At 69.9% G+C, this 14,914-nt stretch carries 14 protein-coding genes and 1 pseudogene; 12 read left to right on the plus strand and 3 right to left on the minus strand.

Annotation, left to right across the window (positions count from 1 at the left end):
* Nucleotides 1-168: 168 nt before the first annotated feature.
* The 4 genes and pseudogenes from WMF27_RS26795 to WMF27_RS26810 all read left to right on the plus strand — a co-directional run bounded on the left by WMF27_RS26795 (nucleotide 169) and on the right by WMF27_RS26810 (nucleotide 2,928).
* Nucleotides 169-585, plus strand: a complete 417-nt coding sequence (locus WMF27_RS26795; RefSeq protein WP_437766031.1) for a DUF6210 family protein — start codon at nucleotides 169-171, stop codon at nucleotides 583-585.
* Nucleotides 586-753: 168 nt separating this feature from the next.
* Nucleotides 754-1,014, plus strand: a pseudogene (locus tag WMF27_RS26800) (VOC family protein); the annotation flags it as partial.
* 179 nt (nucleotides 1,015-1,193) lie between these two features.
* Nucleotides 1,194-1,532 (plus strand): hypothetical protein, encoded by a 339-nt coding sequence (locus tag WMF27_RS26805; RefSeq protein ID WP_437770005.1) that lies wholly within the window; start codon nucleotides 1,194-1,196, stop codon nucleotides 1,530-1,532.
* Between the two features lie 601 nt (nucleotides 1,533-2,133).
* On the plus strand, nucleotides 2,134-2,928 hold the full coding sequence (locus WMF27_RS26810) for a hypothetical protein (RefSeq protein ID WP_437766030.1): 795 nt from the start codon (nucleotides 2,134-2,136) through the stop codon (nucleotides 2,926-2,928).
* A 121-nt stretch (nucleotides 2,929-3,049) separates the two neighbouring features.
* Here WMF27_RS26810 and WMF27_RS26815 read toward each other — a convergent pair whose 3' ends face one another.
* Complete coding sequence (locus tag WMF27_RS26815) at nucleotides 3,050-4,174, minus strand: ATP-grasp domain-containing protein (RefSeq protein WP_437766029.1); 1,125 nt, start codon at nucleotides 4,172-4,174, stop codon at nucleotides 3,050-3,052.
* Between the two features lie 118 nt (nucleotides 4,175-4,292).
* Between WMF27_RS26815 and WMF27_RS26820 the strand changes: the two genes are divergently transcribed.
* The 8 genes from WMF27_RS26820 (at nucleotide 4,293) to WMF27_RS26855 (ending at nucleotide 12,917) form a co-directional block, all read left to right on the plus strand.
* Entirely contained in the window at nucleotides 4,293-5,342 is a 1,050-nt protein-coding gene (locus tag WMF27_RS26820; protein WP_437766028.1) for an iron-containing alcohol dehydrogenase family protein, read from the plus strand.
* Between the two features lie 469 nt (nucleotides 5,343-5,811).
* The gene (locus WMF27_RS26825; protein ID WP_437766027.1) at nucleotides 5,812-6,789 is read left to right on the plus strand and encodes a phosphotransferase family protein; all 978 of its coding nucleotides are present in this window, start codon (nucleotides 5,812-5,814) and stop codon (nucleotides 6,787-6,789) included.
* A gap of 6 nt (nucleotides 6,790-6,795) precedes the next feature.
* Nucleotides 6,796-8,160, plus strand: a complete 1,365-nt coding sequence (locus WMF27_RS26830) for an MATE family efflux transporter (RefSeq protein ID WP_437766026.1) — start codon at nucleotides 6,796-6,798, stop codon at nucleotides 8,158-8,160.
* Nucleotides 8,161-8,366: 206 nt separating this feature from the next.
* Nucleotides 8,367-8,990: a glutathione S-transferase family protein gene (locus WMF27_RS26835; RefSeq protein ID WP_437766025.1), complete on the plus strand. Its 624-nt coding sequence runs from the start codon at nucleotides 8,367-8,369 to the stop codon at nucleotides 8,988-8,990.
* 259 nt (nucleotides 8,991-9,249) lie between these two features.
* A complete protein-coding gene (gene xseA, locus WMF27_RS26840) occupies nucleotides 9,250-10,893 on the plus strand; it encodes an exodeoxyribonuclease VII large subunit (RefSeq protein ID WP_437766024.1) in 1,644 nt (547 codons plus the stop codon).
* Nucleotides 10,894-10,897: 4 nt separating this feature from the next.
* Nucleotides 10,898-11,215 carry an exodeoxyribonuclease VII small subunit gene (xseB, locus tag WMF27_RS26845; protein ID WP_437766023.1) on the plus strand — a complete coding sequence of 106 codons (318 nt, stop codon included), beginning with the start codon at nucleotides 10,898-10,900 and terminating at the stop codon, nucleotides 11,213-11,215.
* Nucleotides 11,216-11,234: 19 nt separating this feature from the next.
* Nucleotides 11,235-11,786, plus strand: a complete 552-nt coding sequence (locus WMF27_RS26850) for a tyrosine-protein phosphatase (RefSeq protein ID WP_437766022.1) — start codon at nucleotides 11,235-11,237, stop codon at nucleotides 11,784-11,786.
* Nucleotides 11,787-11,828: 42 nt separating this feature from the next.
* Nucleotides 11,829-12,917: a HisA/HisF-related TIM barrel protein gene (locus tag WMF27_RS26855; RefSeq protein ID WP_437766021.1), complete on the plus strand. Its 1,089-nt coding sequence runs from the start codon at nucleotides 11,829-11,831 to the stop codon at nucleotides 12,915-12,917.
* 66 nt (nucleotides 12,918-12,983) lie between these two features.
* Here the strand turns inward: WMF27_RS26855 and WMF27_RS26860 are convergent, their stop codons facing one another.
* Nucleotides 12,984-14,534 (minus strand): outer membrane protein assembly factor BamB family protein, encoded by a 1,551-nt coding sequence (locus WMF27_RS26860; protein ID WP_437766020.1) that lies wholly within the window; start codon nucleotides 14,532-14,534, stop codon nucleotides 12,984-12,986.
* A gap of 91 nt (nucleotides 14,535-14,625) precedes the next feature.
* Complete coding sequence (locus WMF27_RS26865; protein WP_437766019.1) at nucleotides 14,626-14,895, minus strand: hypothetical protein; 270 nt, start codon at nucleotides 14,893-14,895, stop codon at nucleotides 14,626-14,628.
* Nucleotides 14,896-14,914 lie beyond the last annotated feature (19 nt).

Raw genomic sequence — 14,914 nt, forward strand, 5'->3', positions numbered from 1 at the left:
CGCGACACACGCGCGCCTGAACGAGTCGCTGGACAGGTACGGCATCGGGCTGCTGTGATTGCCAGCCTGAAAGACAGCAGGGCTACCAAGGATGACACGCCACGGCCCGTCGCAATCAGCACCGACGAGCGGCGCGGCAGAGCCGCAGGCGTTCGCGAGGCGAGGACGATGAACAAGATCATCAGGCTATGCGACGCAGGCCTCGGCCTGCTCATCCCCTGCCCGAGCGGGGTCATCTACTCGAACCAGACCTGTGGGAACATTTGCATGCAGCCCGAGATCGAGGGCGTATTCGTTCCGCTCGACGACGAAGACGGGTGGCGCTCCCTCGCGGCGCACTTCGAAGGACCGAAGTACATGGGCAGCGGCGCGATGCTCGGGCTCGACCAAGAGGACGCGGATGTCGTTGACCGCATCCTGCGCGAGCGTCGCATCGTTGGCATCGTGACCGACCGGACACGCCTCGTAGACTCGCACGAAGCGTGGGTGCACGCCGTGATAGAAGGCGAATCTGACTGGAGCCCCTTCACCGGGTTCGGCCCGTACCCGCGTCCTGGGATTCTCACCTGGCCCAATTCCGATTGAGGACCGCGCGCTCGTCGGGCGCGCGCTGCTCGACAGCGAGCGCCAGGCAACTCTTGTCCGCGGCAGTCGTCGGCTGGCCGCTCGCTGCCGCCCTCTCCGCCGCGTCCGTACAGGTCCTCCCGCGCCTCGTCGCTTGCCACGGACGACCGCGAGAGGTACCTCGTACCCATGCCCAAGGACGCCAGAGTCTTCGTGTTCGATCACGTGTCGGTCGGTGTCGAGAACCTCGAGCGTGCTGCGGAGTTCTACGACGCCTGTCTGGCGCCGCTCGGCTTTGTCCGGCTCTCGCAAAACGCCCGTAGCGTGGGGTACGGGCCCGAGAGATACGAAGCTGAGCCGCCCTTCGCCATCGTCGCGTCCGGTCCTGACGCGACGGCTCCCGGTCGAGGCTTCCACCTCGCCTTCGTTGCCCCGAGCCGCGAGGCGGTCGATCGTTTCCACGCGGAGGCCCTCAGCAAGGGCGGTGTCGATGAAGGACCGCCCGGCGTTCGCGAGAACTACGATACGTCCTCCTCTCGCTCGGCGGAAACGACGCGCTCTCGAACGCCGACCTTCTCGGGCTGCCCGTCCGGTCGACGGCCGAGGCTCTGGACGTATTCCGCGAACGCGTGGACGCGTTCGAGCAATCGTACTCGTGGGCGCTCGAGGCCGTCGTCGCGCTCGGCCGACCGACCACGGTCTGCACGATCTACAACGGCAACCTCGCTCCCGGTGAGGCGGAGCGAGCTCGCATCGCCTTGATGACGTTCAACGACGTCATCCTTCGTCAAGCTTTCTCGCGCGCGCTCGACGTCGTCGACCTCCGCCTTGTCTGCTCGGAGGTGGGGGACTTCGCGAACGCCATCGAGCCGTCGGGCGCCGGCGGCTTGAAGATCGCACAGGCGCTCGTCCGCGCCCTGGGCGCCGCCGCGGTCCAGAAGCGAGCGACGACCGTGACCGCCGGCTAGAAAGCCCGTTCCGGCTGCGCGAGCCGACCTCCGTTTCGACTCGGCGCCAGTCAGAAAAATGTCATTTCAAACCCACCCTGACCGCCAAAGCGGACCATGAGCACGCGTGCCGTGCCGTGCCGGGGCGCAGCGCCCGCACGAGCGTGCTCTGGGCTTCGCGTAGACAGCACAGCAGGTCCGGTTCCATGAGCAGCGCCAGCAAGATGGAGGTCCCCGGGCGGGGTGCCGGCGGCGCGCGACGCCCCCGTCGCTTCGATTCCTCGGCCGGGCGTCTATCTCGGCGTCGTCGTGATCGTGGCGAGCCTTGTCGCGCAGGCGCTCACCAAGCGGAAGGCATCTCGCCGTATATATGTAACCTACTGGCCCGCATGCTGCCACACCCGGCCGCCCCCGGTGCAACTCCGCTGCGCCTGGCGGCCCGGCGGGCACAGGTGCCGGGCGAAGCGGCACATTGTGACACGACGCACACTGGCACAGCCCGGCCGTGCCGTTCTTCCTGGCTGAAACAGGGCACCTTCCGCAGCGAGGGACGGGGCTCTCGCGCGGCACGACGGTTGCTATGTTGCAGGTCATGTCAATTCAACATGACCTTCTTCTGGGCATGCTCTCACTCTCTCTCTTCGCCGGCTGCACCTCTTCCGAGGTCGTCGAAGGCGGGGACGCGGGCAGCGGCGGCGACGACGGCGCCGAGTGCTCGATCCCCGCGATGGACCGGATCACGTGGTCGCTGGCCACGGCGGATGGCGCCAGCCTCTCGTCCGAAAGTCCGGTCGGCGAGGCCGGCGATCCTCCCACGCAGATCTCGATCGAGGGGCAGATCGTCTCCTCCACCCCGGGCGAGATCGCCATCGACTCATGCTCTCCCAGCGCGGATTGCGACCAGGCGCTCACCACCCTGACGCTCGCCGCAAGCGGGTTGCCCGACGTGCTCGTCCCGGAGGGCGCCTTCGTACGGCTCACCTTCCAGGCCCAGCGCGAACGGAGCGGCTACGCCGACTACAACGACTACACCGCGATGCACCTCAACATCGAGAATCTCTCCGACTGGCGCGGCCTCTCGAACCCTGTGGCCACGGACGACCGCGTGTGGCTGGCGGCGCACGAGCGCTTCGTCACCGGCGGGCCCAATTCGCTCACCGCCGCGTTCGACCCCTTCACCGTGGAGCGCCTGGACGTTTGCGTCTCGACCGAGGCCGGCAACCCGGTCTATGCGATGCGGTTCTCGATGCCGGACGCGAGCCCGTCCTCCGTGACGTTGAATGCCGGCGAGGGAGCCGCGATCCACATCACCGGCGCGCACGCGGGAGATTACACGTTCCGCAATCTTCGCTCGTTCGAGTACGCGGAGCCGGGCCACGAGTTCGCCTACTGGCTCGCGTTCTCCGATGCCCCGTGAGCTGGCCCAATCAGACGCTGATGCCGAAGGGCGCGTCGCACCCGCGGCGCACCGTGCCATGGCGGGGTGAGGCCGGAGGCACTCACCGACGATGCCAGAACAGGAAGCGAGGGGTCGGCCACTACACGAGCCGCCATACCGCCGTGCTCTGCTCGACACGTTCGCCGGCGAGTGTCGCAGCGCTGTCGAGGATCTGGGTCCACGGCAACGCTGCGTACCCGGCACGGTGGGCGAGGTCGGCGCCGAGCGCAGCGACGAGCAGGGCGTGCGCCGAGGGCACGTTGTAACCGGCGGCATAGAGTGGGTTGAGCTCAAGAACCACTGGCTGGCCGCCTCGAACGAAGGCCACGTCAGCCACGTAGTTCGCCGGGAGGTCAGCGGTGAGGAGCGCTGGGACGAGGGCGCGAACCGCCCGCTGCACCACGTCGCTCCTGGCAGTGAGCTCATCGGCGAGGAGGCGGCGCGCGTCGTCGACGAGGACCTCGAAGGGGCCGTGGTAGCTGGCCATGAGGGGACGGCCACCCAGCACCGTCAGCCGCACTTCGAAGGGCACCCGGATGGCGTCGCGGTCGCCGGGCAGGGTGGCGAGCTCGATGCGCTCGAGGTCGAGGTGCTCCCGCAAGGCGAGGCCACCGACGTCGAGAGCGACACGCAGGCGGCGGACCACCTCGAAGACCGTGGCCTCGATGTCCGCCTGGTTGCTGCCGTAGTAGAGCTCGGGGTTGGCGGACTTGGCCGACGCGTAGAAGCCGCGGACGAAGACCCCGGCATGGGGATCGATCTCCGCATCGAAGAGGGCGCCGTAGATCGCCTCGGTCAACAGGCGGCGCACGGCCGCGGGAGAGTCGATCGCGGCTGCGACGGCGGCGTCCACGGGCAGCAGCGCGGTGCGCGGCGTGGGGACACCGGCGTTCGTGAGGACCGAGTAGAATCGATCGAGCCCGAGGACCCGCTCCACATGCTCGGGGAGGTCGAGCACGCACGCGGCGCCGGCGGCGATCGCTCGAGCGAAGACGGAGTGGTATGCGGCGCGGGGTAGCATCGGCAGATCGATCCAGGACACACTGCCGCGGACCCCGTGCGGCGCGTCGAGCTGGGCGACGTCGCAGACCGCGAGGTCCCAGCCATGAAGGCGGGCGAGCTGGGCCCAGAACGCATGGCGACGCCGGATCATGGCCACGTTGCGGGGGTCGGCCTGGGCGTCGAAGGCACGGTCGAGGTCGGAGAGGAGAGCGACGCGGGACACGGGTCAAGCATCGCACTTTCCCTGGATCAGGACGACTCGGCGCCCCTTAGGCTCTGCCGGAAGTAGAGCAGCCCGCGGCGACTAGCCGCGCCGCGGCGGCGGGCCTAGGAGACCGCGCATGCCCGCAGCCACCCAGATCGGCATCCCCACGCTGGTGCGCATCAAGCCCGGGGCGCTCCCGCGCAGCGGGCTCTACCTTGCGCGGGCGGCGCGCCGCCACGTCCTGCTGCTCGCGAGCGCGGGGACGCCGGCCGCCATCGAGGCGGCGATGCGCGAGGGCCTGGACGCACAGGCGATCGAGGTCGTGGCCCGGCGCGAGGTCGCCTCGGCCAGCGTCGAGGAGGCCTCGGCGCTCCTGCCCGCGCTCCCCACGCGCTGCGACGCGATCGTCGGGCTCGGCGGCGGCCGCGCCCTCGACACGGCCAAATACCTCGCGTCCCTCGCCCGGCTGCCGTTCCTCGCCGTGCCCACATCGCTCTCGAACGACGGCTTCTGCAGCCCTTCGGCGAGCCTCACGGTGGGCGGCAGGCGCCGCTCGCTTCCGTGCGCGGTGCCGTTCGGCGTGGTGGTCGACACCGAGGTCTGCCTGGGCGCGCCGGAGGTCCTGTGGCTCTCCGGCGTGGGCGATCTCGCGGCCAAGGTCACCGCGGTCCACGACTGGAAGCTCGCGTTCCACGCGCGCGGCGAGCCGGTCAACGACTTCGCCGCCCTGCTCTCGGACGCGACCGTGTTCCAGTTCATGGCGCGCCCCCGGCGCGACCTCGAGGGCATGCGCCTGCTCGCGACGGCGCTCATGCTGAACGGCATCGCCATGGAGATCGCCGGGTCGTCCCGGCCGGCGAGCGGCAGCGAGCACCTCATCTCGCACGCGCTCGACCAGATCTCCGGCCGGCCGCGGCTCCACGGCCTGCAGGTCGGCGCGGCCGCCTACGTGGTCAGCCAGCTCCAGGGGCGGGACACGGACCTCATCGCCGCCGTCCTCGACGCGACGAGCTTCTGGGATGCGATCCGGGCAGACCCGTTCTCGCTCGACGAGTGGATCGAGGCGGTCCGCGTCGCGCCGGAGATCAAGCCCGGCTACTACACGGTCCTCTCCTCCCGCGACTGCGCATCCGAGGTCGAGGCGATCCTCCGGACCGATCCGCGCCTGAAGGGGTGCTTCGCCTGACCCGCCAGCCGCGCTCGGTCCGCGCCGGCGAGGAGGGGCGCCGCCACGGGCGGCGGGAGGTCCGCGCGCGAGCGGGGCAGCGTGGCCTGCTTTTCTGCCGGCCAGGCGGGGGGTGGTGGGGTCATTTGAACATGAAGGCGGGAAGGCGGGAAGAAAATCATCAATGATCTTCCCGCCTTCCCGCCTTCATGTGACATCTCTCTGGGCAAATGCCCCCACCACCAGGCGGGGCGTAGCAAGTCGTCGTGCAGCTCGGCGACGAGCGCCGTCAGAATCCGTATATCGGCATGGGGCGCAGGATGACACGATACCCCGCATGAGCCCCCCGCCGGCCACGCCGACGACTCTGGCCCCCTCGCGCTCCGGGCCCCGGCACGACTCCAGGTCGCGACTTGACAGCTCCCCAGGATCCAGCACAATGAACGCCATTTTGCTCATCACAAGGGCCGCCAATCGACGAAGGAAGACCGTGGAGAGCAAGACCAAGAACACGAAGACACGCCCGCAGATCGCGGCCATGGCCGAAAGGGCCTTCGGCGGCATGGCGCTCGCGGACGGCGAAGGCGCCGTGGTCGAGCTGAAAGACGGCTGGTTCAACGCGGCCTACAGCGTCCGGCTCGCCGATGGCCGGGAGGTCATCCTCAAGATCGCGCCGCCGAGAGACGCGGAGGTCATGCTCTACGAAAAGAACATCATGGCCACCGAGGTCGCCGCCATGCGCCTGGTCCGGCGAAACCCGGCCATCCCGGTGCCCCAGATCTACCATTTCGACGACACCCGCGACCTGTGCGACTCGGACTACTTCTTCATGGAGAAGATCGCCGCGGACAACCTCGAGCACGTGAAATCGAGCCTCTCCCCCGAGACGCAGGCGTCCATCGACCTGCACATCGGCGAGATCGTCCGGGCGATCAACGGCTTCACCGGCACCTATTTTGGTTACGATGGGAACCCGGACCTGCGCGCGAGCACCTGGAGAGAGGCGTTCATCAAGATCATGGAGTCGGTGCTGGAGGACGGCGCCCGGAAAGGCGTGGCGTACGACCAGGGCTACGACGAGATCCGCGCCGCCGTCCTCAGGCACGCCCCCGCGCTGGAGGAGGTCGCCACGCCCTGCCTCGTCCACTGGGACGTCTGGAACCCCAATGTCTTCGTCAAGGAAGGCAGGGTCGCCGGCATCATCGACTTCGAGAGGGCGCTCTGGGCCGATCCCTTGATGGAGGCCCAGTTCCGGGTGCTCTCCTCCGAGGGCATCACCAGCAGCATGCGCGGCTACGGCAAGACCTCCTTCACCGTCGAAGAAGAGCGAAGATGCCGCCTGTACTCGCTGCACCTCGCCCTGGTCATGAACACGGAGTGTTATTACCGCAACTACGACACCGACTCCGTCCTCAACCTCTCCAGGCAGTGGATGGGCGAACACATGGCCTGGCTGAGCGCAAGCTGAACGCTCATGGGCGAGAGCTCCAGGGTTGAAAAGCTGGGGACCGAGCGGGTCGGGAAGCTGCTGCTGGAGATGTCTTCCCAGACCACGTTCTCGCTGCTGGTCTTTACCATCTACAGCCTCACGGACATCTACTTTCTCTCCGTGGGCGTCAACGCGCTGGCCGCAGCCGCGGCCTCGATCATCTCGCCGGTCCAGATCGCCCTCGGCGCCGTCGCCACGACCGTCGGGGCCGGCGGCGCCTCGCTGGTCTCGAGGGCGCTCGGCGAGCAGGACGTGGAGAAGGCCTCCCGGACGGTGGCAAGCACCTTCCTGATCTTCTGGACGGCGGCGCTCGCCATCACGGCCCTGGGCTCGGTCTTCATCGAGCCGCTCGTCTACCTGCTCGGGGCCACCGACAGCGTCGCCCCCTATGCCATCGAGTACGGGCGGATCATCTTCCTCGGCGCCATCGCCGGCACCGGCTACTCGGCCATCGTCAGGGCGGATGGCAACGCCAGGTACTCGACCGCCATGTGGATCATCCCGATCTGCGTCAACATCGTCCTGTGCTGGCTCTTCATCCTCATCTTGCAGATGGGCGTCTCCGGCGCCGCCCTGGCGACGGTCTGCTGCCAGGTCACCTCGGCCGGCATGGGCCTCCACTTCTTCTTTTTCAGGAAGAACCGCTCCTATCGCATCAAGGCGTCTTACTTCAGGCCGGACTGGCCCATCATCATCGAGGTGGTGAAGATCGGGTCCCCTTCGCTCATCAAGAGCGCCAGCGTCAGCCTGATCGCCATCGTCACCAACAACCTGCTCCGGCGGATCGGCGGCGACAGCGCCCTGAGCGTGTTCGCGATCGTGAGCCGGCTCTACTCCGGGCTGCTCGCGCCGCTGACCGGCGTCGTCCAGGGGATGCAGCCGCTGGTGGGGTACAACTTCGGCCAGAAGAAGCTCGAGCGGGTGCGGGAGGCCATCCGGCTCTCCCTTGGCGCCGCGGTCGTTTATGGATCGCTCGTCTGCGGCGTCTGCCTGGTGATGCCGGCCGCGCTGATCGCCCTGCTGTCCAGGGAGAGCGCGATCATCGCGGAAGGGCAGACCGCGTTGCGACTGCTGGCGCTCTCCTATCCCCTGACCGGCGTGGCCATGGTCACGGCGTCCTCGTTTCAGTCGATCGGCCGGGCCAGGGAGGCGCTGCTGCTCACCCTCGGGGGCATCCTGCTGGTCAAGCTGCCGGTGCTGCTGCTGGCCTCCCGCCTGTTCTCCCTGACCGGGATCTGGGCCTCCGAGGCGATCTCGGAGCTGATTCTTTGCATCGTCTCCTTCCTTCTTCTGAAGAATGCCCACGCGGGTTCTGGGCATGGCATGGCGAGAGCGCCTGACGCGGGCTGAGCCTGCCTCCGGACCGCGGAAAAACGGCGCAGAGGCCGTTTGCGTACCGCGAATGTGTCCGTTGACACTCGTCGCGCGGTGCGGCTATACACTCGGCCATTCGCCTGCTGGTTGGCACCGTCCGTCTCAAAACACAGCAGGTCCGGACGTAAGCAAACAGAAGCAACGATACCAGCCGCAGCGCGCGGCTGAGGAGGGAGGCATCGATGAAGCTCTATGAGTTCGCTCCTACCCGCTCGATCCGTGTGCGCTGGGCGCTCCAGGAGCTCGGCGTGGAGTTCGAGTCCATCCAGGTCAACCTCCGGGCCGGCGAGCATCGCCGCCCCGAGTTCCTCAAGCTCAACCCTGCCGGCAAGCTCCCCGTGCTCGTGGACGGCGACCTCGTGCTCACCGAGTCCGTTGCCATCGTGCTCTACCTGGCCGAGAAGTACCCCGACAAGGGCCTGCTCCCGGCAGACCCCAGGGAGCGGGCCAAGGTCAACCAATGGCTGCTGTTCGCGGCGACCGAGCTGGAGCAGCCGCTGTGGCGCATCGCGCGTAACAAGTTTCTGTATCCGGAGGACAAGCGCCTGCCTGCCGACATCCCCGTCGCCCGCGAGGACTTCAAGGCCATGGCAGGCGTGCTGGAGAAGCACATGGAGCAGCGGCAGTTCGTCGTCGGCGACCGCGTGACGGTCGCCGATCTCGTGATGGCCTACACCCTCGACTGGGCCAACGAGGCCCATCTCCTGGACGACTTCCCGCAGCTACGGGCCTACATGGATCGGATGTACGCCCGCCCGCACGCGGCCCCGCGCATCGCCCAGGCGTTCGCCAGCATCAACGCTTGAGGGGCAGGTGGCTGGAGGAGCTCTCGTCCTCGAGGCCGAGGGCTTGCTCGCCGCCGTGGCGCAGCGCGCGCCCGGCCGCCACGCAGCGCGCGTTCGGCCACCGCGCAGCGCAGCCGCGCCCCCCGTCAGGTCGGCCGGGAGATCCGCCGCGATGCCCGTGCGCGACCCGCGATGCCCGCCCGCGATGCCCGTGCGCGATGCCCGTGCGCGACCCGCGATGCCCGCCCGCGATGCCCGCCCGCGATGATAGAGTGGCGCGATGAGCCGCCGCGTCAGCAGCGACGGGACCGGGACCCTCCAGATCCACTTCGCCTTCGATCGCAGGCTGGTGGACGTCGTGAAGTCGCTCCCGTCCCGCCGCTGGAATCCCGAACAGAAGACCTGGCGCGTCCCGGAGACGCACGTGGTCGCGGTGGTGGAGGTGCTGCACGCCGAGGGGTTCGGCTTCTGCGAGGTGACGCAGCGCCTCTACCGGGAACGCGGCGGGGCCCTCGCCCTCGACGAAGGGGGCGTCACGCCGATCCCCACCGAGGAGCCGGCCCGAGCCGATGAGCCGCGCAACGGGGACGCGCGGCCGAGGCCAGCGGTGGCCGCCTCCGACTTCACGGTCTCGAAGCTCAACGGGCAGGTCCGCGCCGCGCTCGAGGCGGCGTTTCCGGCCTCGATCTGGCTGGTGGGCGAGGTCTGCGGGTACAACCGGGCCGCCCACAAGAGCATCGTCGGCTTCGAGCTCGTCGAGCGCGACGCCCTCGGGAAGGAGATCGCCCAGGTCAAGGTAACCCTCTTCGAGAGCGCGCGCGCCGAGATCGAGCGGCGCCTCGCCGCGGCGGGCGACCCGTTCCAGATCGAGGACGAGATCCAGATCCGCGTGCGCGGGCGCGTGGAGCTCTACGTCCCCTGGGGCTCGTACCGGTTCCTGATCGAGGACCTCGACGTGGGCTACACGCTCGGCGAGGCCGCCCGGCGGAGAGAGGAGATCTGCCGCCGGCTCGCCGAGGAAGGGCTGCTCGATCGGAACCGCTCCCTGCCCTTCCCCGCCCTGCCCCTCCGCGTCGGCCTCGTGACCAGCCTGGGCTCGGACGCCTACAACGACGTGCTCGGCACCTTCAGGGAGTCAGGCTTCGCGTTCCGCGTCGTGGCGCACGGGGTCCGCGTCCAGGGGCGGCAGACGGAGCCATCGGTCCTGAACGCCCTCGACTACTTCCGGGCGCGCGCCGCGGAGCTCGACGTGCTGCTGATCTGCCGCGGCGGCGGCTCGCGCACCGACCTCGCCTGGTTCGACTCGGAGCCGATCGCCCGCGCCGTCGCCACGTTCCCCCTCCCCGTGGTCGTCGGCATCGGCCACGAGCGCGACATCTCCGCGCTCGACTTCGTGGGCTTTCGCGAGAAGACCCCGACCGCCGCGGCCGCGATGCTCGTCAAACGCGTCTCGGACGCGAGGGATGAGGTCGAGTCGTCGCTGCTGAGCATCCTCGACCAGGGCCGGCGGGTCCTCCTGTCGGCCTCGTCGGATCTCACCCGCCGGGCGGCCCGGGTCCCGCGCTCCGCGTCGCTGCTCATCGCGCGCCGCGCGGGCCAGCTCCAGGAGGCGGTCCGCCAGCTTCGCCAGGGGGCGAGGCGCGATCTCGACGCCGCCTCGCATCGGGTCGACGAGATGGCCTCGCTCCTCGGCCCGCGCTCGTCCCGGCGGCTGGCGCTCGAATCCGAGCGCCTCGAGTCGCGCGAACGGCGCCTGCGCCTCCTCGATCCGCGGCGCGTCGTGGAGCGGGGATACGCGATCCTGCGCACGACGGAAGGGGCGGTGCTCACCGACGCGGCGCGCGCGCCCCAGGGGACGACGCTCATCGCCGAGCTGAAGCGGGGCGTGCTGCGGCTTCGCTCGGACGGATCGGAGGAGACATAGGGTCATGGCAAAGCCGAAGCGCGGGACGAAGGAGCTGTCCGATGGGGACACGACGAGCCCGCAGCGCGCCGCAAAAGAGGTCTCCTATGGCGAGGCGTCATCGCGCCTCGAGGAGATCTTGCAGAACATCGAGGAAGGCCAGGTCGACATCGACGCGCTCTCCGCGCTCGTGAAGGAGGCCGCGGATCTGGTGACGCTCTGCCGCCAGAAGATCCACGCCGCGGAGATCCAGGTGCAGACCATCACCGAGCAGCTCGAGCGCGAGGCGCAGGTGACCACGGACGCGGACGACGAAGACGAGGACGACGAAGACGACGAGTAACCGGGCGCAGGCGACCCCTATGAGCGCGACGTTCCGGCCCGCCAACTACCGGGATGTCGGCGAGATGCTCGGGCTCTGGCTCGACGTCTCGCCGATCCCTGCCGGCCGCCTGTTCCGCGGCGGGCGATTCGACCTCATGACGACGGCCAGCGATCTCGGTTTCCCCGGGACGATACTGAACCTCCGGCGCGGCGCCGATCCTGGTCACCTCGCGGGAATCAAGGTTGTCCACGTCGCCGCGGAGGACGACATCGAGAACTACGACACGCGGCAGCGACGCGTGAGGAGCTGGATCGGAAAGGCTCTTTCCTCGCTCGCGGCCCCCGCCCTCCCCTGGCCCGTCTACGTCCACTGCACGTCGGGAAGGGACCGGACCGGGGTCGTCATCGCGGCGGCCCTGCTCGCGATCGACGTGCCGCGGCAGGTCGTCGCGGAGGAGTACATGCTCAGCGACGGCGCCGACCGCATCGCCATCGATCGGGCCATCGAGGGCATCCTGGAGTGGCTGCCGTCCGCCGAGGTCGACAGGGCAAGGCTGCGGGGCGCGCTGACCTTCGGCGGCGGCAGCTGAGCCGCCGACACGCAGGGCCCGGCGAGTGCTACTCATCTCCCCGTGACCTCACCGCTGCTCTCTCCTTTCTCTTTCCCGAACGGCCTCACCGCCAGGAACCGCGTCTGGCTCGCCCCGCTCACGAACGGGCAAAGCCATGACGATGGCTCCCTGGGCGACGACGAGCTGCGCTGGCTCTCCTACCGCGCCCGCGGCGGCTTCGGCGTCGTCGAGACCTGCGCCGCCCACGTGGCCGAGGACGGCCAGGGCTGGAAGGGCGAGCTCGGCGTCTTCGCCGACCGGCTGCTGCCCGGCCTCCGCCGGCTCGCGACCGAGATCGCCGCCCAGGGCGCGCTCGGCCTCGTCCAGCTCTTTCACGGGGGCCTCCGCGCCAATCCCCAGGTCTCCGGCCTGCCCACGTGGAGCGCCAGCGCCGTCGCCGAGCCGGACCTCCCCGTCCCTCGCGCCGCCACCGAGCAGGACATCCTCGCTGTGATAGGCCGCTTCCGCGACGCCGCGACACGGGCGCACGCCGCCGGCTTCGCGGGCGTGGAGCTGCACGGCGCCCACGGCTACCTCCTCGGCCAGTTCCTGTCCGCCACGCAGAACCTCCGCACGGATCGCTGGGGCGGCGCGTGGGAGAACCGGGCTCGCCTCCTGCGCGAGACCCTCCGGGCGGTCCGCGCCGCGGTGCCCGCGTCCTTCGTGGTCGGCGTGCGCCTGTCGCCCGAGGACTGGGGCCAGGCCAAGGGGCTCGACCTCGACGAGAACCTGACGCTCGCGCGCTGGCTGGCCGAGGACGGCGCCGACTTCCTGCACCTCTCGCTGTGGGACTCGAGCAAGCCCTCGCAGAAGCGCGGGGACACGCACCCGCTGCCGCTGTTCCGCGCGGCGGTGGGGGCGAGCCTGCCGCTCGTGGTCGCCGGCGGGGTCTGGACGCGCGCCGAGGCCGAGGCGCTCCTCGACAAGGGCGCCACCGGGGTCGCGCTGGGGCGCGCCGCCATCACCAACCCCGACTGGCCGCAGCGGATCGCCGACCCCGCCTGGCAACCCCGGAGACCGCCGCTCACGCGCGCCGAGCTGTACGAGCGCGGCGTCTCGGAGACGTTCGCCGGGTACCTGCGGCGGTGGAAAGGCTTCGTGGCCGACTGACGGCCACCGGCGCCCGCGCCTGGCCCCACGGCACGGCCGGGCTCCGGCGTCCAGCGGCGGGCAGCGCTACGGCAAGCCGAACGCGAAGAGCGTGTTGCCCGGCGTGCCGATGCCGAAGCTCTCGTAGCCGCTCCCCCAGAACACCATGCCGCGCGTCACCGCCGGCCCGGCGTTGACGGAGCCGTCGGCCGGATGGCTCCAGAGGACGTCGCCCGTCGCGGCGTCGAGCGCGTGGACGTCGCCGCTCATCGAGCCGCCGTAGAGCACGCCGTTCGCGACCGTCAGCGGCCCCCTGGTCTGCGCGCCCGGCGTGGGATCGGGCGTCTGCCACAGGATGTCGCCCGTGGCGGTGTCGAGCGCGCTCCACGAACCCCAGTCGATGACCTCCCCGGAGGGCTGCAGCGTGTACTCGACCTGGCCGTTGTTGCCGATCGGCACGTAAATCCTGCTCTCGTCGACGGCGACTCCCCACATGATGCCGCCCAGCTCCCCGCCGGGACCGACCAGCGTGCTCCACACCACGCTCCCGTCGTCCCGATCGAGCGTCCAGAAGATACCGCTCTTCTGGCCGGCGCCGACCAGGTCGCGGCGCTCCGCCCCCTGGCCGGCCGTGAAGAGCGTGGCGCCCGTGCCGAAGTCGTAATCCGGGCCCGCCGGATCGGGGCACCAGTCGCCGCCGAAGTAGCAGGCCCCCGTCCAGGCGTCGAAGCCCTGGAGCCGCCGCGCCCACTTCAGCGCGCCGGTGCGGAGGTCGAGCGCGAGGACGGCGTCGATATAGTCGTCCGGCGCAAGGCAGGCCTCGGCGGCGACGGCGTCGTCGCCGGCGGCCTCCACACACGCGGAGACGGACGGCGGCACGGTGTAGTTGTTGCCGGTGGTCACGTACAGCGTGCGGCGCTTGAGGTCGATCGCGGGCGCGCCGCCCCACACGGCGCCGCCGGTGTAGCCGGCGGGCACCGTGTAGCGCTTCCAGAGCACCGCCCCGGTCCCCGCGTCGAGCGCGACCACGCTGCCGCGGAAGCTGCAGCACGGATAGGCGTTGTCCGCCGCGAAGAGCTCCTCGCGCGAGGAGACACCCACGTACACGCGGCCACCATGCACGACGGGAGACTGCGTGATGATCGCCGCGGGGTGCGTGTCGAGCTGCCTCTTCCACAGGAGCGCCCCGGTGCGGGTGTCCACGGCGATCATGTGCGCGCCGGCCAGGGTGCCGAGGAACAGCGTGTGGCCGTGGAGCGCGGGGGTCGTGCGCGAGACGGCGCCGGCCGTGCCCGTGAGATCGGCGATCGTGCGCGTCCAGATCGGGTGCCCGGTCCTGGCGTCGAGCTTGTACAGCTTGCCGCCCCCGTCCGGAAAGTAGACAGCGCCGTGGTCGACGGCCGGCGTCGCGGGGACGATGCCGGTCGTGGTGAAGTCCCACTTCACGGCGAGCGATGCGACGTTCGATGGCCCGATGTGGTGCTCGTCGCGCGCGTAATGCGTGTTGGCCAGATCGTAGCCATAGACGGTCCAGCGCCCGGCGCCCGTGCCCATGGCCGTGCTCCCCAGGACGACAGTGAGCAAGGCAAGACATAGGGCGGCCCCGATCGCGGACCGGACCCAGAAGATGCGTTTCATGGTGCTCCTCCCGGGGCATCGAGGTGAGCGGCGATCGGCCACCCGACACGCCGGTTCCGTCGCCTCTGCAGCACGAGGCCCCGAGTCTACGTCACGCGGAATCGAGCTGCGTGTCAATCGGATAGAGAAAGGCGGCGCGGCGGCGCGGAGCCCCTTCCCATGGCTGGATACCGGGGTAATCTCGACCCCTCGGGAGGTGGGCCACGAACCGGAACAGCACATCGAGTCCGCGCTCGCGGGCGACGACAACGAAGACCACTGCAGCGAGGAAGAGCAGCGCCGAGGAGCCGAAGAAGGCCGCCGCGCCGCGTAAGGCCGCCGCGCCGAAGGCTCCCGCGAGGCAGAAGGGCGCGGCGCGCAAGAAGGAGCCGCCGCCCTCG

The organism is Sorangium sp. So ce281 (assembly GCF_051527395.1).
Lineage (GTDB): Bacteria > Myxococcota_A > Polyangia > Polyangiales > Polyangiaceae > Sorangium > Sorangium cellulosum_B.